This window comes from Allobosea rubneri (assembly GCF_032464875.1).
GTDB lineage: Bacteria > Pseudomonadota > Alphaproteobacteria > Rhizobiales > Beijerinckiaceae > Allobosea > Allobosea rubneri.
Map to the genome: position 1 here is coordinate 228,991 of NZ_JAWDID010000003.1, position 25,554 is coordinate 254,544.

Consider the following 25,554-nt stretch of genomic DNA (forward strand, 5'->3'; position numbering starts at 1 on the left):
GACCTCACCAGCGATAAGTCAGGGTCGCCAATACGCTGCGGCGCGAGCCGAGCGTGCAGCCCGGCACGTTGCCGCATTGCGAGACGTAGTAGCGGTCAAACAGGTTCTTGGCGACGACCGCGAGCTTCGCGCCGTCCAGCGCCGGCGCGAGCTTGCCGAGATCATAGCTCAGGCTGGCGTCGACGAGCGTATAGGATGGAATCCGAACCGTGTTGTTGGTGTCGTAGGTGCTGCCGACATAGCGGATGCCACCTCCGAAGCCGAGCCCGGCAAGCGCCCCGCCCTGGAAAGTGTAATCGGCCCACAGCGAGCCCTGATGCATCGGCGTCGCCGGCAGGCGCTTGCCGATATCGGCCGCGACCGTGCTTTTGGTGACCTCATGGTCTAGCAAGGCGTAGGAGGCGATCAGGCCGAGGCCTTCGGTCAGCTGTGCACGCGCCTCGATATCGAAGCCGCGCACCGAGACTTCACCGAGCTGCACGCGGGCAAAGGAGTGAGCCGGGTTAGGGTCGGCGCTCGGCGCATTCTGTTGGCGGATGTCGAACACCGCCGCGGTCAGCGATGCGTTGATCCAGCTCGGCTGGTATTTGATGCCGGCCTCGTACTGCGTTGCCGTCAGCGGCTTGAAGGCGTTGCCGTAGAAATCGGTCTCGGCGGTCGGCTGGAAGGAGGTCGAGACGCTGACATAGGGCGCGATGCCGTTGTCGAAGACATAGCTCAACCCGGCGCGGCCGCTGAAGGCGCGGTCATTCGCCTTGGAGCGCACCAGTGCATTGGTCGTCAGCGTATGCGTGCGGGTCTTGGTGTCGGCGATGTCGTAACGGCCCGAGAGCGTCGCGATCCAGCGTTCGTACTTGATCTGATCCTGTACATAGAAGCCGAGCTGGCGCAGCTCCGCGTCCTTGCGCTGGAAGTTGATGCCGGGGTCGGCGATCGCCGCGCCATAGACCGGGTTGAAGATCTGGATCGAGGCGGCCGGACCGCGGCCGACATCGTACTCGCTGGTCTCGTTACGGTAATCGAGGCCGAGCAAGGCGGTATGCGAAAGCAGCCCGGTGCCGAACTTCGCTTCCAGCCGGTTGTCGAGGGTCAGGGCGCGCGCGGCAGCGTCGATCCGGAAGGCGGCGCGGTTGAGCGTGCGATTATCGGCAAGCAATTCGCCATTGCGGTTGACGGCGCGCAGATAGATGTCGTTCTGCGTATAGCGCAGGTTCTGGCTGAAGCTCAGGCTATCGTTGAAGCGATGCTCGAAGGCATAGCCGACCGAGCCTTGATCGCGATCGAAACGGTCGAAGCCGGGCTCGCCGGCATAGCGGTTCCACGGCAGGCGGCCATTGACACGGTTGGGGTAGAGCGTGCCGGAACTCGGCAGGTAGTTGAAGCTGGTCTTGCCGTCTCGCTCACGCATGTACTGCGCCATCACGGTCAGCGTCGTGTCCGCGCTCGGCCGCCAGGTGAAGGCCGGAGCGATGAAGAGGCGATTATCGTCGATGAAGTCGGTCTGCGTTTCCGAGATTCGTCCGAGTCCTGTCAGGCGATAGAGGAACTGGCCCTGCGGATCGATCGGCCCCGAAAAGTCGAAGGCTGCCTGCGCTCGGCCATGGCTGCCGGTCTGGAGCTGGATTTCGCGGAAGGGTGTCGCCAGCGGGCGCTTGCTGACCATGTTGACGAGACCGCCCGGCCCGCTCTGGCCATAGAGCACCGAAGACGGCCCCTTCAGCACCTCGATGCGCTCGAGCCCATAGGGCTCGATCACCGAAGTCGTCCAGTCGGCCGTCGCCGCGCCGTCCGGCAGGCGCATGCCATCCAGGAAGAGGTCGCCCTTGAAGCCGCGGATCTGAGTATAGCTGTCGAATTGCGAGGCGCCACCATAGAGCTCGGTGCGCACGCCGGCAGTGTAGCGCAACGCCTCGCTGACGCTCTGCGCCCCCTGCGCCCGGATCTGGTCGGCGGTGACGACGTTGATTGTCTGCGGGACTTCCAGGATCGGCGTGTCGGTTTTGCTTCCGGTTGTGCTGCGGGTCGCGACATAGCCGTTCACCGGGCCTGTCCCGGTTTCGCCCTGCCCCTGGACCTCGATGGTGTCGAGCCGGATCTGCCCGGAAGCGTCCTGCGCCTGTGCCGGCTCCATCGACAGGATGAACAGCGCCGCAATGGACGCACCATATGTCCCTGCCAGGCGCACGGGCATCGAAAGATCCGCACTGCGCTTCGATCCAAATCCGCCGGCCATAAGTTCTTTTGCCCAAACCACTCTTGAGTTGCTTTCGTTGTCGCTACATTATTCTTGGAACGGACCTAATTTAGATGTATTTTAAACTAGGCCGAACCACTTATATTGTAACCTCGCCCCATTCTCGGCCGTGGCTCAGAGTCGATCGGGATCGGGTCAAATTTGGTCGCCCAGGTGCCAGTTCCAGAAAAATCACCGCGATCGGGTCAAAGCGCCTTGCCGACCGTCGACCGCCTGCCGCTTTACGAGGAAGCGCCGCGCCCCGTCGTGGCTTTCCACCAGGCCTTCCACAGCGGGGCGCGGACCCGCTGGCACAGCCACCGGCGGACGGAAATCCTGCACGCCTCAGGCGGCCTGCTGGTGCTGCATACGGAGAGCGGGACCTGGACTGCTCCGGCAGGGCATGCGCTCTTGGTTCCGGCCAATGTTCCGCATGAACTCGCCGGCTATGGCTGCTGCGACATGCGCGCCGCCTTCCTGATGGACGAGACCCTCGGTACGGCGCTGCCGAGCGAATGCCGCGTCATCGCCGTCTCGGAACTGCTCGACGTTGCGCTGCGCACGCTCGCCAGCGGACCGGAACTCTACGATGTCGAAGGACGTGGCGGCCATCTCGCCGCCCTCATCGTCGAGGAGATCCGCAGCGCCACGGAAATCCAGATCGCCCTGCCCATGCCGCAGAACCCGCGCTTCAAGAAGCTCTGCCGCGACATGGTCCAGAAGCCGGCTCTCGACCTCGATCTTGATGGCTGGGCCGACGCAGTCGGCGTAAGCCGCTCGACCTTCACCCGGCGCTTCCGCTCGGAAACCGGCCTGAGCTTCGCCGAATGGCGCCGCCGCCTGCGCATGCTCTACACACTGACCTTACAGGCGGACGGCATGACGCTGCGCGAAGCGGCGCGCACGGCGGGGTACCAAAGTCCTAACGCTCTGCGCGACATGATGCGGCGAACCATGCCGGAAACACTGCGCGCACGCAGCTGAGCGACCCCGCCGGTGCCGGCGGCAATGCGGGGAGCCACCCGCCCTTGTGGGCAGCGCGGATGCGCTACCCGACCGGAAAGGGCGGAGCTACTCGCCGAAATGCGTCGGCAGCCACATCGCGATGTCCGGGAAGGCGAGCAGCAGCCCGATCAGCGCGAACATGCTGACCACGAAGATCGCCGAGCCCGCGATGACGTCCTGGATGCTGCCGCGGCCGCGGATCGCCTGGACGACATAGAGATTGATGCCGACCGGCGGGGTGATCAGCGCCAGCTCGAGCAGGATCGTCAGGATCACGCCGAACCAGATCGGATCATAGCCGAGGCCGATGACGATCGGCGCGACCAGCGGCGTGATCGTCACCAGCATCGACAGCGATTCGAGGAAGCAGCCGAGCACCACGAAGAAGGCGATGATCACCAGCATGGTCTGCAGCGGCGACAGGCCGAGCCCCGAGATGAAGCTGGTGAGCTGCTGCGACAGCCCGATCACCGAGAGCACGAAGTTGAGGAAATAGGAGGCGAGCACGATCAGCATGATCATCGCCGTCGCCTTCATCGCCCCGATGAAGCTCTCATGCAGCAGCGCCAGCGACAGCTTGCCATACCACCAGGCGAGCACGACCGCGAAGACGAGGCCGAGCGAGGCCGCCTCGGTCGGGGTCGCGAAGCCGGCATAGATCGAGCCGATGACGACGACGAAGAGCAGCAGGATCGGGACGAGATCGACGAGGCTGACGAAGCGCTGGCGCCAGGTCGCCTTGATCGGCTCGCCGCCGAAGCCGGGCTTGACCATGCAGATCACGACGATGATCAGCGAGAACAGCACCGCCAGCAGCAGGCCCGGAATGGCCGCGGCGAGATAGAGCTTCGGCACCGAGGTATTGGTGATCATCCCGTAGATGATCAGGTGGATGGAGGGCGGGATCAGGATGCCGAGCGTGCCGCCGGCGGCGAGGCTGCCGAGGAAGAGCCGTTCGTTGTAGCCGCGCCGGCGCACCTCGGGCAGCGCCACCGTTCCGATCGTCGCGGCCGTCGCGACGCTGGAGCCGGACGTCGCGGCGAACAGGGTCGAGGCGCCGATATTGGCATGCAGCAGGCCGCCGGGCAGGCGGTTGAGCCAGAGCGCGACGGCGCCGTACATGCGCTCGGCAATGCCGGCCCGCAGCAGGATCTCGCCGAGCAGGATGAACAGCGGCACGCTGGTGAGGGTGAATTCGGTCGAGACCTTCCAGAAGATCTCGGAAGCCGCGAGGAAGAGCGGCAGCGGCGAATAGATCGAGCTGAGCAGCAGCGCGCAGATGATCAGCGTCGCGGCGATCGGCAGGCTCGCACCGATCAGGACGGCCAGCAGAAGCGAGGCATTGGCGAGCATCAGGCCTTCTCCTCACGAGCGCCGAGCGCTTCCTGGGCCTCTTCCGAGGCCGACATGATGCCGAAGCGCGCCGCCAGCTCCGGATGCCGTCCGGCGGCGAGGGCAAGGCAGGCCTGAAGCGAGGAAACCAGCAGCGCCGCCAGGAAGACGACCATCCCGGCGAACCAGAGCGCCTGAGGGATCACCAGCGGCACTTGCAGCACGCTCGCCGAACGCGAGCCCATGCCCCAGGAGCCGGACACCACCAGCCAGCCGCTGAAGGCGAGGAAGGCGGCGGCAAAGCCCAGCGCCAGGATCGAGAGAACGTCGAGCAGGGAGCGCAGGCGCAGCGGCGCCTTCTGGTAGAGGAAGTCGATCCGGACATGGCTGCGGGCATAGAAGGCCTCGGCCAGCGACCAGGAAATCCCGATCGCGAAGATGTAGCCGGCGATCTCGTCGACGCCGCCGATATTGCGGCCGATCGTGTTGCGCGCCGCGACATCGACCGCGACCAGCATGCCGAGCAGCAGTAGCCCCCAGCCGGCGACCAGCAACATTCCCCGCGCGAGGCGGCGCAGGGCATCGTCCAGCCGGCCCAGCGCGCCGCTCTCTCGCCCTTGCGGGCGCGTCACCGGATCCATCAATCTCTTCCCTCGTGCTGATTGCGCTCGCATCGGGTCAGCAGCACTGCGATGCGATTGGTGGGGCCGCGCCAGCCATCCGGCTGGCGCCAGGGCGAAAGACCGGATCGCGGCCCGTCTGGCAATGCCCGCTTGCCAGCGCCCACAAGCGATCTCGCCCGGCGCATGACGCGCCGGGCGAGGAAACCGTCAAGGAGCCGCGGTGACGCCGGCGACCTTGCCGACCGTGGCGTTCCACTGCTCGACACAGGCCTTGTCGCAGCGCGCCGCCCACTTCTTCAGGACGACATCCTGGAGGATGCGCTTGCGCTCGGCTTCGTCGGCCGCCGAGGGCTCGGTCAGGGCCATCGCGGCCGGCGCACCGTATGCACAGGCGGCGCGACCGGTATTGCAGTCGAGCCCTGCCTTGTCGTCCGAGGCCGCCAGGGCCCAGAGTTCCTGCTCGAGCGTGCCGACGGCCTTGCGGGTCGCCTCCTGCCGATCCTTCGGCAGCGCGTCCCACTTCGCCTTGCTGGCGGCGATCAGGGTCAGACCCCAGCCGAAGCGCATGGTGTAGAGGTTCTTGGTCACTTCCGGCCATTTGAACGAATAGCCGGTCAGCGTGCCCGTGATGCCGCAATCGACGACGCCGCGCTGCAGGGAGGGCACGACCTCGGCCAGCGGCACGCTGACGCCGACCGCGCCCGCAGCCGAAATGAAGTCGTTCATGCTGGCGCCATAGAAGCGGACCTTGCGGCCCTTCAGATCGGCGAGGCTCTTCACCGGCTCGCGGCAATAGAGCACCTGGCTCGGATTGGGATAGGCCCCGAGCAGGACGAGGTTGTGCTTCTTCAGCAGCGTCTCGGCGACGGCCGGGCGGTAGGCGTCCAGCGCCTTCTGGCCGGTCGGAATGTCCTGGATCAGGGTCGAGAGCTCGAGGCCTTCGATCACCGGATCGTCCGCCACCGAATAGCCGACAACGATATGGGCAATGTCGAAGACGCCGAGCTTGGCGAGGCGCAGCAGCTCGACGCCGGACAGTCCGAGCTCCGAATAGGAGGTGACCTGAGCCGTGACCTGGCCGCCGGTCAGCTCGCCGAACTTCTTCGACCAGAAGGGCTGCTCGACCTTGCCATAGGCGTTGAGGTTCGACCAGGGCGCCACGACCTTGAGGCTGGTCTGCGCGGCGGCCTGGCCGCTTACGGCCACGGCCGCAGTGATTAAGGCTCCCCCGAGCCAGTTCAGGACGGACATGACACGACCCCTCTTCTTGGTTGAAGTCTTCCGAGTTCTTGGCGGAATACCCTGAAATTTCGGCAGTTTGTCCGTCAAATACCCAGTTCGTATGCGATTATTAGCCTGCGCATATGATGCCACCGAAAGCGGCGAACTGGCCGGGTTTCAAGCACCCGGCCGCGGCTTCAGCGCGATATCGAGCCAGCCGAGCCCGTTGACGCTCAATCTGTCCCCATCATTCAGCACCACGGTCGTCGTCTCCGCCTCGACGATCGCCGGGCCCTCGACCTCGTTGCCGGGGCCCAGGGTCTCGAAACGGAAGACCGGGACCTCGCGCCATTCGCCGAAGAAGGCACGCCGCATCCTCGCCGGCTCCGGTGCCCCGCCGGCCGCGGCGACGCGCGGCTCGTCACGCGGCGGCTCGACCAGGCCGACGACCGCGACGCGGGCATTGACCAGCACCACTTCCTGGCCGGGCGAGCAATAGGTGTAGAGTTCCTCGTGCCGGCGGTGGAAGCGCTCGACCAGCGCGGTCATCGCCCCCGCATCGTCGAGATCGAGCCCGTCGAGCGGCACGTCGACCTCGAAGATCTGCTCGCCATAGCGCATCTCGGCCGAGCGCTCGATCCGCAGCGGTCCCTTGAACCAGGCCGTCAGATGCTCCGACGCTTCGCGCTCGAGCGCCTCGAACGCGGCCCGCAGCGTCTTGCCGTCGAGCTGCGCCATGTCGCCGAGATGGCTGCGCGTCACCTCGTAGCGCAGATCGCTGGCGAGCATGCCCCAGGCCGAGAGCACCGAGGCGACGGTCGGCACCACGACCCGGCGCATCTCCATCTCGCGCGCCACCTCGACGGCGTGCAGGCCCGCGGCCCCGCCGAAGCTGAGCAGGGTGTAGCCGCGCGGGTCGACGCCGCGGCGCAGCGTCATCAGGCGGATGCCGTCGGCCATCTTCAGATTGATCAGCCGGTAGATGCCGGCGGCGCAGTGCATCCGGTCGATGCCGAGGCGGGCTGCGAGCCGGTCGACCGCGGCTTCCGCCGCGGCGGTGTCGAGCTTGCGACGCCCGCCCATGAAGGTCTCGGCGCCGAGATAGCCGAGCAGCACGTTCGCGTCGGTGACGGTCGGCTCCTCCCCGCCATTGCCGTAACAGGCCGGGCCCGGGACCGAGCCGGCGCTACGTGGGCCGACATGGAAGGTGCCGCCGGCATCGGCATAGGCGATCGAGCCGCCGCCGGCGCCGATGCTGGCGATGTCGAGGCTGCGCAGCGCGATCCGCTGGCCGGCGAGGCCGCGCTCGGCTGAAAGCGCGATCTCGCCATCCTCGATCAGCGAGATGTCGGTGCTGGTGCCGCCCATGTCGAAGGGCACGAGATTGCGGGTCTCGATCAGCTCCGCGACGCGGCGCGAGCCGGCAATGCCACCGGCCGGGCCGGAAAGCACCGTCGCGGCGGCAAGCCGCGCGGCCTCCTGCAGCGGCGCCATGCCGCCATGCGAGAGGATGATGAAGAGCGAGCCGGCAAAGCCCGCCTGCTCCAGCCGCGTCTCGAGGCTCTGCAGATATTTGCGCACGGCCGGACCGACATAGGCGTTCACGACGGTCGTCGAGACGCGCTCATATTCCTTGATCTGCGGCAGCACCTCGCTCGACAGCGAGATGAAGGCCTCCGGCAGGGCTTCCGCCAAGGCCAGCGCCGTCTCGCGCTCATGCGCGGCGTTGCGGTAGGAATGCAGGTAGCAGACCGCGACCGAAGTCACGCCCTCCTGCTTGAGGCGCGCGATTTCTGCATCGAGCGAACCTGTGTCGAGCGGCACGGAGATGCTGCCGTCGAAGGCGACGCGCTCCTTGACGCCGCGCCGCAGCTGGCGCGGCACCAGCGGGTCGGGCGGCGGCAACAGGAGGTTATAGCGCTCGGGCTTCAACCCCTCGCGCATTTCCAGCACGTCGCGATGGCCCTGCGTCGTCAGCAGGCCAACCTTGGCACCCTTGCCTTCCAGCAGCGCATTGGTCGCAACCGTGGTGCCGTGGACGATGCGCTCGATGGCCGCCAGGAAGCCCGGCAGGTCGAGCCCGACCCGCCCCGCCAGATCGGCGAGGCCGTTGAGCACGCCGATAGACTGGTCCTGCGGTGTCGAGGGCGACTTGGTGAAGGTGGTGACGCCGGCCTCGTCGATCGCGACGAGATCGGTGAAGGTTCCGCCGACATCGATGCCGACGCGGAAAAGCTTGGTCATGACGCGTGGGCTCCGCTCAGGCGCTCGTGAATTCGGTGTCGATGTCGCGCTGGCGCGCTTCGGCGGAGCGCCGTTCCGGCGCGCCCCAGCCACCGCCGCCGGAGGAGCGGATCTCGAGCCGGTCGCCCGCCGCGATGCCGATGCCGAACTCCTTGGTCTTCAAGGCACGGCTGCTGTCCCCGGAGACGATCCGGTAGTCATGCGGCGCGCCATCCTGCCCTCCGAGCATGCCGGCCGAACCGTGCTTGGCGCCCTCGCCCGCAGTATGGGCATAGGCCGGAACCTCGACCACGAGGTCCATGCTCGTGCCGAGCCCACCACGATGCTCACCATCACCGCCGGAGCCTGGGCGGAACTCGTGGCTCTCGAAGCGCAAGGGGAAGCGCGCCTCGGCGACCTCGATGCTGCCGAATTTGATACCGCCGACCGAATGCCATTCGCCGGCCGCCGACCAGCCATCGCCGCGCGGCGAGCCGCCGCCACCCGGCCTGGCGTGGAACATGTGCCAGATGAAGCGCTTGCCGGTACGCGGATTGTCTCCGGTGATCGAGATCCGGAAGCGTCGTCCCCAGCCGCCCATCGCGCGGTCGGGGCAGGCCTGGCTCAGCGCGCGGATCACCGCCTCGACGATCTCGTTGGCGGGATGGGTGGTGCACAGCGTCACAGGCACATTGTTATCGGCGCAGACGATCGTGCCCGGCTTCAGCTTCACCGAGAGTGGCCGGAAGCAGCCATCGTTCTTCGGGATCTCGGCATCGACGAGATAGGCGAAGGCCATCGCCACCGCCGCCTGTGTGTTGGCATGGGGCGAGTTGGCAAAACTCTTCGACTGCGGATCGCTGCCGGTCAGGTCGATCTCGAGATCGCTGCCGCGCTTGGTGACCTTGGCGACCACCTTGATGTCGGTGCGGCCGCGCCCGTCATCGTCGAGCAGCGCCTCGCCGTGATAGACGCCGTCCTTCCAGCTCTCGACGATGGCGCGGGACTGGCGCTCGGCGCCGTCGAGGACCGCCTCGATCGCATTAGAGACGGTCTCGGTGCCGACATCGGCGAACAGCCGGCCGATCCGCTTCTCGCCGAGATGGGCCGCGCCGATCATCGCCGCGAGATCGCCGCGGAAATCGCGGGGAAAGCGGACGTTCAGCGCCAACATGTCGAGGATGTCCTCGCGCATCCGCCCGGCCTCGGCGAGGCGGATCGGCGGGATGCGCAGGCCTTCCTGCCAGATCTCCGTCGCCTGCGGATTGTAGGCGCCATGGGTCGCGCCGCCGATATCGCCCATATGAGCCCGCACCACGCTCCAGAGCAGGCGCTTGCCGTCGCCATAGACCGGCACGAAGGCGGTGACGTCAGGCAGATGGCTGCCGCCGCAATAGGGGTCGTTGAGCAGGTAGACATCGCCCGGCTGCACCGCGTCGCCGAACTTCTCCTCGACCGCGCGCACCGCCCAGGTCAGAGCGCCGACATGGATCGGAATATGGTCGGCCTGCGCGATCAGCCGGCTTTGCGGATCGCAGATGCCGATCGAGAAGTCGCGGCTGGCGTTGAGGATCTGCGAGTAGGAGGTGCGAAGCATCGCCTCGCCCATTTCCTCGACGATCGAAATCAGCCGGTGCTGGACGACGGATCGGGTGATCGGATCTACGGAATTGCTCACGCCTCGGCCTCTCATCGCTGAAGGCGCTGGGATCGATATGATTATCGAGGCAACACCGACGCGATGAGGCTAGTTGGCGGCTCGGACCACGGTCCAATATCGAGTTTCTATCCTATTATAGCGCTGCGCATATCGCGCCGGCCGGCCACTATACCGGCGTCGGGTCGAGATCGACTGCCTGGGTAATGCGCGCCTCGTCGATCACCGCCAGCAACTCCTCGATCAGCACCGAGTGCCGGTCGCGCGGCCAGGCGGCGTAGAGCTCGATCAGCGGCGTGTCGTCGAGGATCGGCCGCAGCACGACACGCTCGGGAGTGAGATGCCTGGCCGAGCGCGGTACCAGCGCGACCCCGACCCGCGCCGCGACCAGAGCGAGGATCGTCACCATCTGGTGCGCTTCCTGGACGCGTCCGGGAAAGAAGCCGGCACTCTGGCACAGATGCATGATCAGGTCGCGGAAGCCCGGCGCCTCGTCGCGGTCGAAGATCACCAGCGCCGCCCCGTTGAGGTCGGCGAGGCGGACCGCAGGCGAGGCAGCCAGCGAGTGACTGTCCGGCAGCGCGACCAGGAACGGCTCCTGATGGACGAGGCGGATGCCGAGGCTGTCGTCGAGGATCGGTGGGCGGACGAAGCCGAGATGGATCTCGCCCTTCTCCAACGCCAGCAGCTGGGCCGGAGAGGACATCTCGCGCAGCGACAGCGTCACATCCGGCCAGCGCTCATAGAAGGCCTCGAGGATCGGCGGCAGGAACTCCGCCGCCGCCGAGCCGGTGACGCCGATGACGAGGCTGCCTTCCTGGCCGCGGCCGACGCGCTTGGTCATCGCCTGGGCGCGCGACATCTGCTGCAGGATCTGGCGGGCCTCGCGCAGAAGCGTCTTGCCGGCTGGCGTCAGTTCGATCGGGCGCACGCTGCGGTCGAACAGCGTGACCTGAAGCTCCTCCTCCATCGCCTTGATCTGCTGCGACAGCGGTGGCTGCGCCATGTGCAGGATCTCGGCCGCACGGCCGAAATGGCGCTGCTCGGCCAGCACGACGAAATAGCGCAGATGCCTCAGTTCCATGGCTGGCTGATACAGCCCGGAGCCGGAACCGCCAAGCCCGTTCAGGCCGGCAGGAGCTTGCTGCCGATACGCCTGGCCGCATCGAACAGAGCGTCAAGATGCGCCGGATGGCCGTCCGGCGCGACGATCGAGGTCAGCGACGAGATGCTGAGCGCGCCGGCAAGCGCGCCCGACCTGTCGAAGATCGGCACGCCCACCCCGGTCAGGCCGATGAAGAAATCATCCGCCGCCAGCTCCCAGCCCTGCGCGCGTATCCGTTCAGCCTCGCGCCGGAGCAGTTCCGGATCGGTCTGGCTCGCCGGCGCGCGCCTGGGCATTTCGATCGACAGCGCGAGCCTGCGCTGCTCGTCATCGAGATAGGCGAGCAGCACGCGCGGGCCGCCGCCGCAATTCAGGGGTGCCTGCGCCCCGACGGCAAACCAGGTCGCGTCGACATGCGGCAGCGAGGCACGCACGCGGTCGACACAGAGGCCGCGCCCGGCGACATGGACCCAGAGGAAAGAAGTGGCGCCGGTCTTCTCGGCGATTTCGGTCAGATAGGGGCCGGCAATGTCGCGCAGTTCACGCCCAGTCGTGACCGCGCTGCCGAGTTCGGCGAGACCGACCGCAAGCGCATAAGTCTGCGTGCGCTCGTCGTGCTCGACCAGCTCGTTGAGCTGCAGCGTCTGCAGCAGCCGCCTCGTCGTGCCCTTGTCGAGCCCCACCTGTCGCGCGAGCTCGCTGAGGCCCAGCCGCGACTGGTCGGGACGAAAGGCGCGCAGCAGCGCGATCGCGCGGTCGACCGCCCGGACGATCGGGACACCTGGCGGCAGGCGGGCAGCCCGCCCCTCCTTCACCCTATCGGCTGTGCTCACGACCGGTCCACCATCACAGCCTTATCGTGTCGTCTGACAACACGGCATGTCAATCATTGACACGAATTTTGACTCTCGCTTTCAATGGCATGGAGCTTGCCAATCGGCGCATGATCGGGTGCGATCCCGTCAGGCTGAGAGAACAGGTCGAAACAGAGTCGCCTCGGCAGGGCTTCAGTCGCAGCCGAGAGCAGGCCACGGGGAACGGAGAACGACGATGACGGTATCGAGATTGGGACTCGCCCTCGCCGTGTCGGTGCTGGCGCTCGGCGCCGCGACCGCGCAGGAACCGAAGAAGGGCGGCACCGTCCATGTCGTGGTCCAGCCCGAGCCGCCAATGCTGATGCAGGGGCTGAACCAGAACGGCCCGACCAACATGGTCGCCGGCAACATCTACGAATCGCTGCTGCGCTATAACGAGAAGCTCGAGCCGCAGCCCTCGCTCGCCAAGAGCTGGGAGATTTCGCCGGACGCCAAGGTCTACACCTTCAAGCTCCAGGAGGGCGTGACCTGGCATGACGGCAAGCCCTTCACCGCCGACGACGTCGTCTTCACGCTCGACAAGTTCCTGCGCGAGGTCCATCCGCGCTGGCGCCCGATCGTCAACGCCCAGGTCGACAAGATCGAGAAGGTCGACGACCTCACCGTCAGGATCACGCTGAAGCAGCCCTTCGGGCCGCTGATCATGACGCAGGAAGTCGCTTCGGCGCCGATGATCCCGAAGCACATCTATGACGGCACGGACTACCGCGCCAACCCGGCCAACAATACGCCGATCGGCACCGGCCCGTTCAAGTTCAAGGAGTGGAAGAAGGGCTCCTATATCCACCTCGTCAAGAACGAGAACTACTGGCTGAAGGGCAAGCCGAACATCGACGAGATCTACTGGCAGATCATCCCCGACGCGGCGGCCCGCGCCGTCGCCTACGAGACCGGCAAGGTCGACGTCCTGACCGGCGGCTCGGTCGATGTCTACGACGTCGCCCGCCTCTCCAAGCTGCCCAATACCTGCATGACGACGAAGGGCTGGGAGATGTTCGCTCCCCATGCCTGGCTGACGCCGAACGTCCGCAACGGCATCCTCGGCAACAAGCAGTTCCGCCAGGGCCTGATGCACGCGATCGACCGCGAATTCGGCCGCGAGGTGGTCTGGGGCGGCCTCGGCAAGCTGCCGACCGGGCCGATCTCGTCGAAGACCCGCTTCTATTCCGCCGACGTGCCGAAATATGACTTCGACCCGAAGAAGGCGAAGGAGCTGATCAAGGCCTCCGGCTACAAGGGCGAGACGATCAAGCTGCTCAACCTGCCCTATGGCGAGACCTGGAGCCGCTGGTCCGAGGCGATCAAGCAGAACCTCGAGGATGTCGGCGTCAAGGTCCAGATCGAGAACACCGACGTCCCCGGCTGGACCCAGAAGGCCAGCAACTGGGACTTCGATCTCAACTTCAACTTCCTCTACCAGCTCGGCGACCCCGCAATGGGCGTGGCCCGCAGCTACATCTCGTCCAACATCGCCAAGGGCAATCCCTTCGCCAATGTCGGCGGCTACTCCAACCCGGAAGTGGACAAGCTCTTCGCTGAGGCCGCGATCGCGCCGACCGACGCCCAGCGGCAGGAGCTCTACACCAAGGTGCAGAAGCTGCTCGCCGACGAACTGCCGGTGCTCTGGCTGCTCGAGATGGATTTCCCGACCATCTATCGCTGCAACGTCAAGAACCTCGTCACCACGGGCGTCGGCGTCAACGACGGCTTCCGGGATGCCTGGAAGGAGTGATGGCTTCGACCGTCGCACCGTCCCGTCATGCTCGGCCTTGTGCCGAGCAGCCACGTCTTGAACTCCGCCCTCGACCAATGAAGACGTGGATGGTCGGGACAAGCCCGACCATGACGGGTGAGGCCCCGGCGGCCTGCGATCGATCGGCAGATCGCCAGTCTCTTCGGATCGTCTGAATGAACCTGCCCCAGTTCCTCGCCGGCCGCTTCGCGAAGGGGATCATCGTCCTCTTCGCCATTGCGGTGCTCAATTTCTTCCTGATCCGGGCCGCGCCGGGCGACCCGGCGCAGGTGCTGGCGGGTGAGGCCGGCGCCGCCGACGAGGTGCTGCTGCAGCAGCTGCGCGAACGCTTCGGCCTCGACCAGCCGCTGCTCCAGCAGCTCTGGATCTATCTCAAGGGCTATGCCTCACTCGATCTCGGCTTCAGCTATCGCCAGCAGCGCCCGGTGCTGGACCTGATCCTCGAGCGCCTGCCCGCGACGCTGCTCCTGACCGGCGCCGCCTTCATCGTCTCGCTGGTGCTGGGCACCCTGATGGGCGCCCTCGCCGCCCGCCGGGCGGGGCGCTGGCAGGACAGTCTGATCACGACGCTGGCGCTCGTCTTCTACGCGACGCCGCTGTTCTGGGTGGCGCTTCTGAGCCAGATCGCCTTCGCGCTGAAGCTCGGTCTCGTTCCCAATGTCGGCTACGAGACCATCGGCGCGAACTATACCGGCCTTGCCCGCGCGCTCGATATCGGCCGCTACCTCATCCTGCCGGCTCTGACGCTCGGCCTGTTCTTCACCGCGCTCTACGCCCGCATGATGCGCGCCTCGATGCTGGAAGTTGCGGGCGCCGACTTCGTCAAGACCGCGCGCGCCAAGGGGCTTTCGCCAGCGGTCGTCTCGCGCCGCCATGTCGCGCGCAATGCGATCCTGCCGGTGGTGACGCTGGCCGGCCTCCAAGCGGGCCAGCTCGTCGGCGGCGCCGTTCTGACCGAGACCGTCTTCGCCTGGCCGGGCATCGGCCGGCTGATGTTCGACGCGCTGGTGCAGCGTGATTATTCGGTGCTGCTCGGCGTCTTCTTCATCTCCTCGGCCATGGTCGTCGGCTTCAACATCCTGACCGACCTCGTCTATCGCCTGGTCGACCCGCGCATCGAGGCGACCTCATGAGCTTCCTCAAGCGCTTCGCCCGCAATCGCGGCGCCCTGATCGGTGTCCTGATCCTGCTCGTCGTGATCGCCTTCGCGCTGCTCGCGACCTGGCTTTACCCGCAATCGCCCTGGCGCACCGTCGGCCGCCCCTTCCTTGCGCCGTTCGTGATGGAGCGCTTCCCGCTCGGCACCGACACGCTCGGGCGCAACCTCGCCTCAGGCCTCGTCCACGGCGCCCGCGTCTCGCTGATGATCGGCGTGGTCTCGACGCTCGTCGCCCTGCTGATCGGCGTACCGCTCGGCGCCGTCGCCGGCTATGCCGGCGGCTTTGTCGACGATGCGCTGATGCGCTTCACCGAGTTCTTCCAGACCATCCCCTCCTTCGCGCTCGCCATCGTGCTGGTCGCGATCCTGCAGCCGCAGCTCGGCTCGATCGTGCTCGCCATCGGCGTCGTCTCCTGGCCACCGGTGGCGAGACTGGTGCGCGGCGAGGTGCTTTCGCTACGGACGCGCGAATATGTCCAAGCCGCCGTCACCATCGGCCAGTCGACGCCGCGCATCATCTTCAGCCAGGTCCTGCCCAACACGCTGGCGCCGATCATCGTCATGGGCTCGCTGATGATCGGCTCCGCGATCCTTTTGGAATCCTCGCTCTCCTTCCTTGGGCTCGGCGACCCCAACCTGATGAGCTGGGGCTACATGGTCGGAGCGGGGCGGACCCGGCTGCTCGACGCCTGGTGGATCAGCTTCTTCCCGGGCCTGGCGATCTTCCTCACCGTGCTCGCGCTCAACCTCGCCGGCGAAGGGCTGAACGACGCCCTCAACCCGCGTCTTGCCCGGGAGAGGGAATGATGGTGGCTCCGGCTCTCGCCGTCGAAGGGCTGCGGCTCGCGCTCCCCGCCCTCGCCGACCGTCCCTATGCGGTCGAGGACGTCACGCTTTCGATCGCGCCCGGCGAGACTCTCTGCGTCGTCGGCGAATCCGGCTCCGGCAAGTCGATGCTCGCCCATGCCGTGATGGGGCTTCTGCCCAAGGCGGTGAAGCCGGCCGGCGGCGCGATCCGGCTCGCCGGGCGCGACCTGCTCTCGCTCGACGAAGCGGCGATGGAAGGCGTGCGCGGCCGCGAGGTCGGCATGATCTTCCAGGAGCCGATGACCTCGCTCAACCCGGTGATGCGGGTCGCCGACCAGATCGTCGAGACCTTCGAGGCGCATCGCCTGCTCGCCAAGCCCGAGCGCTACGCCAGGGCCCTCGCGCTTCTGACCGAGGTCGGCCTGCCCGAGCCCGAGCGGCTGGCGCGCGCCTACCCGCACGAGCTTTCCGGCGGCCAGCGCCAGCGCGTGATGATCGCGATGGCGCTGGCGCTCGAACCCAAGCTGCTGATCGCCGACGAGCCGACTACCGCGCTCGACGTGACGACCCAGGCCCAGATCCTCAAGCTGATCGACAATATCCGCCACAAGCACGGCACGGCGGTGCTGTTCATCACCCACGATATGGGCGTGGTCGCCGAGATCGCCGACCGCATCGCCGTGCTCGAAAAGGGTGTGCTGGTCGAGGAAGGCACGGTCGACGAGGTGCTCGGCGCAGCCCGCCATCCCTATACCCGGAAGTTGCTCGCCGCCGTGCCCTCGCTGACTCCGCCCGAGCGGCCGGCGCTGCCCGACACCAAGCCGGTGCTGACCGTCGAGAAGCTTGGCAAGGTCTATCGCAAGCGCTCCCTCTTCCGTCCCGGACGAGAGGTGAAGGCGGCCGACGATGTCAGCTTCACCCTCGCGCGCGGCGAGACGCTCGGGCTCGTCGGCGAATCCGGCTCGGGCAAGTCGACGGTCGGGCGCTGCTGCCTGCGCCTGATCGAGCCCGATGGCGGCAGGATCATGCTCGGCGATCTCGTGCTCAGCGATCTCGGCGCCGCCGCTCTGCGCCAGCACCGCAAGCGCATCCAGATGGTCTTCCAGGACCCGTTCGCCTCGCTCAATCCGCGCCAGACGGTCGGCCGCATCATTTCGGACGGGCCTGTCGCGCATGGCACGCCGCGCTCCCAGGCACTGGCGCGGGCGAAGGAGCTGCTCGAGCTGGTCGGTCTGTCGGCCAATGCGATCGACCGCTATCCGCACGAGTTCTCCGGCGGCCAGCGCCAGCGCATCGGCATCGCCCGGGCGCTCGCACTGGAACCCGACGTGCTGGTCGCGGACGAGGCGGTCTCGGCGCTCGACGTCTCCGTTCAGGCGCAGATCCTGACCCTGATCAAGGACATCCAGCAGCGGCTCGGCCTCGCCATCCTGTTCGTCACCCATGACCTGCGCGTCGCCGCGCAGATCTGCGACAAGATCGCGGTGATGCAGCGCGGCAAGATCGTCGAGAGCGGCCCGACGGCCGCGCTCTTCGCCGCGCCCCAGCACGACTATACCCGCCAGCTCCTCGCCGCCGTCCCCGGCGGCAAATGGTTCGGGCGGTGATCAAACTCGTCATGGTCGGGCTTGTCCCGACCATCCACGTCTTCGCCGCTCACAGGCGGTGTTCAAGACGTGGATGCTCGCCACAAGAGCGAGCATGACGGCATAGCCCTACGATCTGCCGGAGATGCCCATGCCGCTCGACCCCACCCTTCGTGACCGCATCCTCGCCTCCGTAGAGGCCGGCTTTGCCGAACAGGTCGCCTTCACCCAGGAGATGATCCGCTTCGGCTCGGTGCGCGGCGAAGAGCACACCGTGCAGGATTTCGTCTTCCGCGCCCTCAAGGCACGCGGCTTCACCATGGACCGCTTCGCCATGAACCGTGAGGCGATCGCCGCCCATCCCGGCGGTGCTCCCTTCTCGGATACGCACTCCGAAGCCCCGATCGTCGTCGGCATCCATCATCCGCGCGAGGAGAAGGGCCGCTCGCTGATCCTGCAATCCCATGTCGATGTGGTTCCGGCCGGCCCGGCCGATTCCTGGACGCATCCGCCCTTCGAGCCGGCGATCGACGGCGACTGGCTCTATGGCCGCGGCGGCGCCGACATGAAGGCCGGCGGCACCGCCAATCTCTTCTGCCTCGACGCGCTCCGTCGCATCGGCCTGCAGCCGGCGGCGACCGTCTATGTCCAGTCGGTGGTCGAAGAGGAATCGACCGGCAATGGCGCGCTGATGGCCCATCTGCGTGGCTATAAGGCCGATGCCGTGCTGATCCCGGAGCCGGAAGAGGAGATGCTGGTCCGCGCCAACACCGGCGTGCTCTGGTTCCAGGTCGAGGTCCGCGGCGTGCCGATGCATGTCCGCGAGATGGCGGCCGGCGCCAATGCGATCGACGCCGCCTACCGCGTCATCGGCGCGCTGCGCGGGCTCGAGGAGGAACTCAACCGCGAAAAGGCCGGCCGCGAGCATTTCGAGGAGATCGCCCACCCGATCAACCTCAACATCGGCAAGATCGAGGGCGGCGACTGGGCCTCCTCGGTGCCCTGCTGGTGCAGGATCGACTGCCGCATCGGGCTTTACCCGGGCGTCGGCGCCGAGGAACTGGCGCGCCGGATCGAGGCGGCTGTCCTCGCCTATGCGCGCGGCGACAAGTTCCTCGCCAACAACCCGCCGAAACTGACCTTCAACGGCTTCTATTCCGAAGGCTATGTGCTGGAGCCCGGCAGCGAGGCGGAGACCGTGCTCGGCCGCGCCCACCAGGCTTCGACCGGCAAGCCGCTCAAGAGCTTCATGACCCCCGGCTATCTCGATACCCGCGTCTACGCGCTCTACGACAAGATCCCGGCGCTCTGCTATGGGCCGATCTCGGAGAACATCCACGCCTTCGACGAGCGCGTCAGCCTCGCCTCGCTGAAGCGCATCACCGGCACCATGGCGCTGTTCGTCGCCGAATGGTGCGGGGTGGAGCCAGTGGCCGGCTAATACGTCGATGTCGTCCCGAGCGACCGGAGGGAGACCCGGGATCCATGCCTGAACCACTTTCGGAAAGGCTCCGGCATGGATCCCGGCTCTATGCTTCGCTTCGGCCGGGATGACGCCGCAGTTGGTGACGACGAGCGCGCATCGTTCGTGCATCGAGCCTCCATCGAAATGACATGACGCCCGTGGCCCGCCATCCCGCATAGTCCCGCCATGCCGTCCACCGCCTCCCGCTCGCTCCTGCTCGTCCCGCTGCTCGGCCTGCTCTGGGGCTTCAACTGGCCGGCGGTGCGGATATCGCTCACCGAGATCGCGCCCTGGACGCTGCGCGCCGCCGGCATGACCTTCGCCGGGTTGGTGCTGGTCGCCGTCGCGCTCGCCCGCGGCACCCCGCTCGCCGTGCCAAGGGAGCAATGGCCGCGGCTGATCATCGCCGGCTTCCTCTCGATCGCCGCCTTCAACATCCTGCTCGCCTTCGCCCAGCTGATGGCGCCGACCTCGCGCGCCGCGATCCTGACCTTCACCATGCCGATCTGGGCGACGCTCCTCGCCTTGCCGATCCTCGGCGAGCGCTTCGACCGGCGGCGCCTTCTCGGCCTCGGCCTCGGCATCTCCGGCCTCGTCTGCCTCGGCCTGCCCTTGATCCGCAGCGGCCAGCTCTCGCCCGGGCTGGCGCTCGCCTTGCTCGCCGCGCTGAGCTGGGCGCTCGGCACCATCGTCACCAAGCGTTGGCCGGTGGCGGCGCCGGCACTCACCATCGCTGCCTGGCAATTGCTGGTCGGCGGCGCCGCAGCCGGCCTCGGCATGCTCGTCTTCGAGGGGCTCCCCGTGCCCAAGCTGCTCTCGCCGAAAGTCGTGGCGGCACTGAGCTTCCACATCCTCGGCGCGCAGGCCCTCGCCTACTTCCTCTGGTTCGTCGTGGTCGCGCGCCTGCCGGCCGGCATTGCCAGCCTCGGCACCTTGATGGTGCCGGCGGTCGGCGTGCTCGGCTCCGTGCTGCTGCTCGGCGAGCGCCCGACTCCGACGGACTGGCTCGGCCTCGCGCTCGTCGTCGCCGCCTCCGGTGCGATCATGATCCCGGCTTCGCGCAAGGCATAGCCGGCCAGCCCCGGACACAGCCTCGAAGGCTTGCTGACGGCGCGGCTTCACGGCAGGTTCGGAGCCCTTGTCATTTCCGGTCGCACCCGGATTTCACCAATCACCCGGTCGGCCTCGCCGCCTCTCCGTCTTGCCGCGCGTACGTGCGCAAAAACTCCGCTGAAGGCCTTGCCATGAAGTTCCCGATCGATGCGCCCTACCCGTCCCGGCGCTCCCCCGTCCTCGCCCGTAACCTCGTCGCGACCTCGCATCCCCTCGCGACCGAGGCCGGGCTTGCGATGCTGCGCAAGGGCGGCAATGCGCTCGATGCGGCGCTCGCCGCGGCGATCACGCTGCCTGTGGTCGAGCCGACCGGCAACGGTCTAGGCTCCGATGCCTTCTGCATCCTCTGGGACGGCAAGGAGCTGCATGGGCTGAACGCCTCGGGCCGCTCGCCCGCCGCCTGGACACCGCAGCGCTTCGCCGGCCAGGCCGGCCTGCCGCAGCGCGGCTGGGAGAGCGTCACCGTGCCCGGCGCCGTCTCGGCCTGGGCCGAGCTGTCGCAGCGCTTCGGCAAGCTACCCTTCGAGACGCTGTTCGAGCCGGCGATCGAATACGCTTCGAAGGGCTTCCACGTCAGCCCGATCATCGGCGAGCTCTGGCAGCGCGGCGCCAAGCTTCTGCACGCCCAGCCCGGCTTCGCCGAGCATTTCATGCCGGGTGGCAGGGCCCCGCTCGCCGGCGAGATCTTCCGCACGCCCGACATGGCCCGCAGCCTGCGCCTGATCGCCGAGAGCCGCGGCGAAGCCTTCTACCGCGGCGAGCTCGCCGGCAAGATCGCCGCCTTCGCGCGCGAGCACGGCGCAGCGCTGACCGAGGACGATCTCGCTGCGCATCGCAACGACTGGTGCGGCACGATCAGCCAGCGCTTCGGTGAGGCCGCGCTGCACGAGATTCCGCCCAACGGCCAGGGCATCGCCGCGCTGATGGCGCTCGGCATGCTCAGGGAGACCGATGTCGCAGATTTCGCGCCCGACAGTGCTGAGGCGCTGCATCTCCAGATCGAGGCGATGAAGCTCGCCTTCCTCGACGTCGACACCTATGTCGCCGACGAGGGCAGCATGCAGGAGATCACGACGGCGCATCTGCTCGACCCGGCCTATCTAGCCTCCCGCGCCAAGCTCATCGACCGCAGCCGCGCGACCGAGTTCCCCGTCGGCGCGCCGAAGCAGGGCGGCACGGTCTGCCTCGCCACCGGCGACGCCGACGGCATGATGGTCTCCTACATCCAGTCCAACTATGCCGGCTTCGGCTCGGGCGTCGTCGTGCCCGGCACCGGCATCAGCCTGCAGAACCGCGGCTTCGGCTTCACCATGCAGGCCGGGCATCCCAACGAGGTCGGCCCGCGCAAGCGCCCCTTCCACACCATCATCCCCGGCTTCGTCATGGGTCCTTCCGAGCCGATCATGGCCTTCGGCCTGATGGGCGGACCGATGCAGGCGCAAGGGCATCTGCAGATGATGCTGCGCACCCAGCTCTGGGGGCAGGACCCACAGACGGCGGCCGATGCGCCGCGCTGGCGTGTGATCGAGGGCCTCGATGTCGCCATCGAAAGCGCGATGAACCCTGCCGTGGTGCAGAAGCTCGGCGCGCTCGGCCACCGCATCGCGCTCGAATCCCCCGATTCGAGCTTCGGCTTCGGCGGCGCGCAGCTCGTCCATCGCATCGAGGGCGGCTATGTCGGCGGTTCGGATTTCCGCAAGGATGGCCACGCCGCCGGCTTCTGAGCCTTTACCGCGCCGGTAACTACGACGAAAGGCCGGCGGTCGGCGCTCTGGACGCAGCTTCGGAACTCCGCGCAGGATGCGCGCGGGGAACGCGTACCCGGCCAGCTCCGAGCCGGGACGGCCGAGGACGTAACCAGAATGCGCACGCAAGTCGCGATTATCGGCGCCGGGCCGGCCGGTTTGCTGCTCGGCCAGTTGTTGCATGCGGCCGGGATCGACAACGTCATTCTCGAGCAGCGCAGCGGCGACTATGTGCTGTCGCGCATCCGTGCTGGCGTCCTCGAAAGCGGCACGGTCCGGCTGCTCGATGCGGTCGGGGCCGGCGCCCGCCTGCATGCCGAAGGCCTGCCGCATGACGGCTTCGACCTGCTCTTCGACGGCGCGCGTCACCGGATCGACCTTGCCGGGCTGAGCGGCAAGCATGTCACCGTCTACGGCCAGACCGAGGTCACCCGCGACCTCATGGAGCTACGTGCCGGCCAGGGTGCCCTCACCGTCTACGAGGCGGAGAAGGTCGCCTTGCACGATTTCGACGGCGACGCCCCCTATGTCACCTATCTCGACCGCGGCGAGCAAAAGCGCCTCGACTGCGATTTCATCGCCGGCTGCGACGGCTATCACGGCGTCTCGCGCGCCAGCGTGCCGAGCCGCGCGCTCAAGACCTTCGAACGGGTCTATCCCTTCGGTTGGCTCGGTCTGCTCGCCGATGTTCCACCGGTTTCGCATGAGCTGATCTATGCCGGCGAGGAGCGCGGCTTCGCGCTCTGCTCGATGCGCTCGAACAGCCGCAGCCGCTATTACTTGCAATGCGCTCTGAACGAGCGCGTCGACGACTGGTCGGATGAGCGCTTCTGGGCCGAATTGCGCCGCCGGCTCGACCCTGCGACCGCCGAGGCCCTGGTCACCGGTCCCTCGCTCGAGAAATCGCTGGCGCCCTTGCGCTCCTTCGTCGCCGAGCCGATGCGCTTCGGCCGACTGTTCCTTGCCGGCGATGCCGCGCATATCGTGCCGCCGACCGGCGCCAAGGGCCTGAACCTTGCCGCCAGCGACGTCCACTATCTCTCGGAGGCCCTGCGCGAGCACTATGCCGAGCGCTCATCCGCCGGCATCGACGCCTACTCAACTCGCGCCCTCGCCCGCGTCTGGAAGGCCGAGCGCTTTTCCTGGTGGTTGACCGGGCTGATGCACCATTTCCCCGACCATGACGGCTTCGGCGGCCGCATCCAGCAGGCCGAGCGCGCCTATCTCATCTCCTCGCCGGCCGCCATGACGGCCCTGGCCGAGAACTATGTCGGCCTGCCGTTCTGAGGGGCAGGTTCCTTAGGAGGAACCTGCCCTGCGCAGAATCGACGGGTTCAAGACAAGCCGCCATCGCCGATCTGCCGAACGGCGATCCTGGTGAGGCCCGGTCTGTCCTGCCCCTCGTGCTGGATCAGCAATTCGCCGGCGCGCACCTTGAAGCGCACCATCGTTGCGCCCTCGCCGCGCCAGTCGGTCGTCTCGCCGTCATCCTCGTAGAGCTCGCCCGAGGCGCCCTCGATCACGCCGCAGACCAGGACCTCGCGCTCAGTGCTGATGCCCTTGGCGTCGCCGAGCGGGATCAGCGCGCCGGCCCGCACGAACAGCGGCAGCCGGCCGAGCGGCGCCGGAACCGTGACCATGGCACCGCCCTGATGATGCGTGCCGCTATGCCAGTCGTACCAGCCGCCTTCATGCACCGGCAGATAGACAGAACGCTCGCGTGCGCCTTCCTCCAGCACCGGCGCGACCAGCACGTCCGGGCCGAGCATGAAGACGTCGTCGACCGCCACGGCAGAGGCATCCCGAGGGAAATCATAGAGCAGCGGCCGCACGGCCGGGATGCCGTCGCGGCTCGCCCGCCACATCTGCGTGTAGAGATAGGGCATCAGCCGGTAGCGCAGCGAGATCGCCTCGCGCACCTGCGGCACCATCTCCGGATACATCCAGGGCAGGTTGACGACACCGTCATCGTTCCAGGAGTTCATCACCATGCGCGGCCAGAGCGCGCAGAACTCGTTGAAGCGGACGAAGAGCTCCGGACCCGGCGTCGGGCCATGGAAGCCGCCGACATCATGTCCGATCGAGAACATGCCCGAGAGGCTCATATTGAGCCCCTGGGTCAGGTTGTAGCGCAGCGTCTTCCAGGCAGTCTCGTTGTCGCCCGACCAGGTCTGGGCATAGCGCGAGATGCCGGCGCAACCGCCGCGCGTGATCGAATACTGGCGCTTGCCCGGCTCGCGCGCAGCCTGCGCTTCATAAGAGAGCTTGGTCATCAGCAGCGGTTGCGCCGGACGCGCCAGCGCCTGCCGGAAGGGCCGCCCATCGCCGTCGCAGACCGCGTCCTCGTCCCAGATCTCGTATTCGTTGTTGTCGTTCCAGACCGTGGTGAAGCCATGGTCGAGCAGCGCCGTCTCGATGCCGGCGCGCCACCAGGCCCGGCCCTTCGGGTTGGTGAAGTCGATATGGAAGCCGAGCCCGTCCCAGAACTGCGCCACGGCCGGCTCGCCGGTCTTGGAATCCTTGACCAGGAAGCCCTGGTCGAGCGCTTCCTTCAGGCGCGGATGGTCGTCGAGAAGGCAGGGCTTGAGGTTGGCGACGGTGTGCATGCCGGCCTTGTTCAGCCGCTTCATCGTCGCCAGCGGCTCCGGGAATTTCTCACGATTCCAGTTGAAAGCGTAGCGGCGCTGGCCGATCTGGGTGTAGCCCGAGCCGAAATGGAAGCTGTCGCAGGGGATGGCGTGCTTGCGGCACTTGGCGATGAAGTCGCTGATCCTGGCATCGGCGTCGGGAGCATCGGCGATCGCCATCGAGGTCACGCCGAAGCCGAACGACCAGCGCGGTGCGAAAGCCTGCCCGCCGGTCAGCCAGGAGAAGCGCTTGACCACATCCGGCACGGTCGGGCCGGCCATCACGTAATAGTCGAGATCGCCATCGTCGCCTTTCCAGGAGCGGAACAGGCCATGGTAGTTGTCGAGCGTGCAGCCGAGGTCGACGCTGCCGGTCGAGAGATTGTCGTAGAAGACGCCATGGGCGCCCGCCTTCCCGTCGACGATGAAGAAGGGCAGCATCTTGTAGAGCGGATCGGAGAGCTCGGCATCGAAGCCGCAGGGATCGACCGCGTCGATTGAAAAGCGCCGCCCGGTCCGGTCGAGCGGGCCGGCCTTGTCGCCGAGCCCGTAGTGACGCTCGGCATAGTCGCGCGCCATGAAGTGCGACAGCGCCCCGGTGCGCGGCGAGATCAGATAGGCCTGCGTCGTGCGGTCCTGCAGGAAAGGCTTCGCCTCGCCCTCGCGCCGCCAGGCGATGCCGAAGGGCGAGAGCGTGACCTCGGCGATGAGGCCGCCGGCCGAGAGCGTGACCTTGCCCTCGCTCTCGCTGACGCTCGCCTGCGGGCAAGTGAAGCCGGAGAGATCGTCGCGCGGACGCCCTTCATAGGCCGGCTCGAGCCCGCCGGGCGCGATCGACCAGCCGCGGTCGAGCCGGTAGCCGTCCTGCGGCTTCAGCGTCACCCGGCCGATATCGCCTTCGAGGATGCGGACGGCGATCGTCGCGCCGAGGCCGACATCGAACAAGGCGGCTTCGCCGTCGCGGCCGAGATAACGGCCTTGCGTCAGGGCTTTCATGTGGAGGTCTCCGAACGTCTCAATCTCAA

Annotated in this window: 18 protein-coding genes; 9 read left to right on the forward strand and 9 right to left on the reverse strand. The window is 67.2% G+C overall.

All coding sequences use genetic code 11. The features are described 5' to 3' along the window. Positions 1 to 4 precede the first annotated feature (4 nt). Positions 5 to 2,191, reverse strand: a complete 2,187-nt coding sequence (locus RKE40_RS03915) for a TonB-dependent siderophore receptor (protein ID WP_316016921.1) — start codon at positions 2,189 to 2,191, stop codon at positions 5 to 7. A gap of 258 nt (positions 2,192 to 2,449) precedes the next feature. Here RKE40_RS03915 and RKE40_RS03920 point away from each other — a divergent pair, with 258 nt between their 5' ends. Continuing rightward, a complete protein-coding gene (locus RKE40_RS03920) occupies positions 2,450 to 3,217 on the forward strand; it encodes an AraC family transcriptional regulator (RefSeq protein ID WP_316016922.1) in 768 nt (255 codons plus the stop codon). An 87-nt stretch (positions 3,218 to 3,304) separates the two neighbouring features. Here RKE40_RS03920 and RKE40_RS03925 read toward each other — a convergent pair whose 3' ends face one another. From RKE40_RS03925 to RKE40_RS03955, 7 genes are all read right to left on the reverse strand, one after another. Continuing rightward, the gene (locus RKE40_RS03925; RefSeq protein WP_316016923.1) at positions 3,305 to 4,591 is read right to left on the reverse strand and encodes a TRAP transporter large permease; all 1,287 of its coding nucleotides are present in this window, start codon (positions 4,589 to 4,591) and stop codon (positions 3,305 to 3,307) included. Further along, a complete protein-coding gene (locus RKE40_RS03930) occupies positions 4,591 to 5,211 on the reverse strand; it encodes a TRAP transporter small permease subunit (RefSeq protein ID WP_316016924.1) in 621 nt (206 codons plus the stop codon). The genes RKE40_RS03925 and RKE40_RS03930 overlap by 1 nt, the downstream gene beginning before the upstream one ends. 189 nt (positions 5,212 to 5,400) lie before the next feature. Continuing rightward, entirely contained in the window at positions 5,401 to 6,444 is a 1,044-nt protein-coding gene (locus RKE40_RS03935; protein WP_316016925.1) for a TRAP transporter substrate-binding protein, read from the reverse strand. 147 nt (positions 6,445 to 6,591) lie between these two features. After that, positions 6,592 to 8,658, reverse strand: a complete 2,067-nt coding sequence (locus RKE40_RS03940; protein ID WP_316016926.1) for a hydantoinase/oxoprolinase family protein — start codon at positions 8,656 to 8,658, stop codon at positions 6,592 to 6,594. Between the two features lie 16 nt (positions 8,659 to 8,674). After that, positions 8,675 to 10,315 carry a hydantoinase B/oxoprolinase family protein gene (locus RKE40_RS03945; protein ID WP_316016927.1) on the reverse strand — a complete coding sequence of 547 codons (1,641 nt, stop codon included), beginning with the start codon at positions 10,313 to 10,315 and terminating at the stop codon, positions 8,675 to 8,677. A gap of 148 nt (positions 10,316 to 10,463) precedes the next feature. Next, on the reverse strand, positions 10,464 to 11,378 hold the full coding sequence (locus RKE40_RS03950) for a LysR family transcriptional regulator (protein ID WP_316016928.1): 915 nt from the start codon (positions 11,376 to 11,378) through the stop codon (positions 10,464 to 10,466). A 41-nt stretch (positions 11,379 to 11,419) separates the two neighbouring features. Further along, entirely contained in the window at positions 11,420 to 12,232 is an 813-nt protein-coding gene (locus RKE40_RS03955) for an IclR family transcriptional regulator (protein ID WP_316016929.1), read from the reverse strand. A 217-nt stretch (positions 12,233 to 12,449) separates the two neighbouring features. Here RKE40_RS03955 and RKE40_RS03960 point away from each other — a divergent pair, with 217 nt between their 5' ends. The 8 genes from RKE40_RS03960 (at position 12,450) to pobA (ending at position 23,189) form a co-directional block, all read left to right on the forward strand. Beyond that, the gene (locus RKE40_RS03960) at positions 12,450 to 14,006 is read left to right on the forward strand and encodes an ABC transporter substrate-binding protein (RefSeq protein WP_316016930.1); all 1,557 of its coding nucleotides are present in this window, start codon (positions 12,450 to 12,452) and stop codon (positions 14,004 to 14,006) included. A gap of 176 nt (positions 14,007 to 14,182) precedes the next feature. Then, positions 14,183 to 15,160, forward strand: coding sequence for an ABC transporter permease (locus tag RKE40_RS03965; RefSeq protein WP_390893214.1), 978 nt, complete (start codon positions 14,183 to 14,185; stop codon positions 15,158 to 15,160). After that, complete coding sequence (locus RKE40_RS03970; RefSeq protein ID WP_066476234.1) at positions 15,157 to 15,993, forward strand: ABC transporter permease; 837 nt, start codon at positions 15,157 to 15,159, stop codon at positions 15,991 to 15,993. The genes RKE40_RS03965 and RKE40_RS03970 overlap by 4 nt, the downstream gene beginning before the upstream one ends. Continuing rightward, positions 15,993 to 17,600 (forward strand): ABC transporter ATP-binding protein, encoded by a 1,608-nt coding sequence (locus RKE40_RS03975; RefSeq protein ID WP_316016959.1) that lies wholly within the window; start codon positions 15,993 to 15,995, stop codon positions 17,598 to 17,600. The genes RKE40_RS03970 and RKE40_RS03975 overlap by 1 nt, the downstream gene beginning before the upstream one ends. 130 nt (positions 17,601 to 17,730) lie before the next feature. Beyond that, positions 17,731 to 19,020: an ArgE/DapE family deacylase gene (locus tag RKE40_RS03980; RefSeq protein ID WP_316016931.1), complete on the forward strand. Its 1,290-nt coding sequence runs from the start codon at positions 17,731 to 17,733 to the stop codon at positions 19,018 to 19,020. A 210-nt stretch (positions 19,021 to 19,230) separates the two neighbouring features. Then, the gene (locus RKE40_RS03985) at positions 19,231 to 20,115 is read left to right on the forward strand and encodes a DMT family transporter (RefSeq protein ID WP_316016932.1); all 885 of its coding nucleotides are present in this window, start codon (positions 19,231 to 19,233) and stop codon (positions 20,113 to 20,115) included. A 173-nt stretch (positions 20,116 to 20,288) separates the two neighbouring features. Next, on the forward strand, positions 20,289 to 21,881 hold the full coding sequence (locus RKE40_RS03990; protein WP_316016933.1) for a gamma-glutamyltransferase family protein: 1,593 nt from the start codon (positions 20,289 to 20,291) through the stop codon (positions 21,879 to 21,881). A 138-nt stretch (positions 21,882 to 22,019) separates the two neighbouring features. Further along, complete coding sequence (gene pobA, locus RKE40_RS03995; protein ID WP_316016934.1) at positions 22,020 to 23,189, forward strand: 4-hydroxybenzoate 3-monooxygenase; 1,170 nt, start codon at positions 22,020 to 22,022, stop codon at positions 23,187 to 23,189. A gap of 47 nt (positions 23,190 to 23,236) precedes the next feature. Here the strand turns inward: pobA and RKE40_RS04000 are convergent, their stop codons facing one another. After that, positions 23,237 to 25,525 (reverse strand): glycoside hydrolase family 31 protein, encoded by a 2,289-nt coding sequence (locus tag RKE40_RS04000; RefSeq protein WP_316016935.1) that lies wholly within the window; start codon positions 25,523 to 25,525, stop codon positions 23,237 to 23,239. Positions 25,526 to 25,554 lie beyond the last annotated feature (29 nt).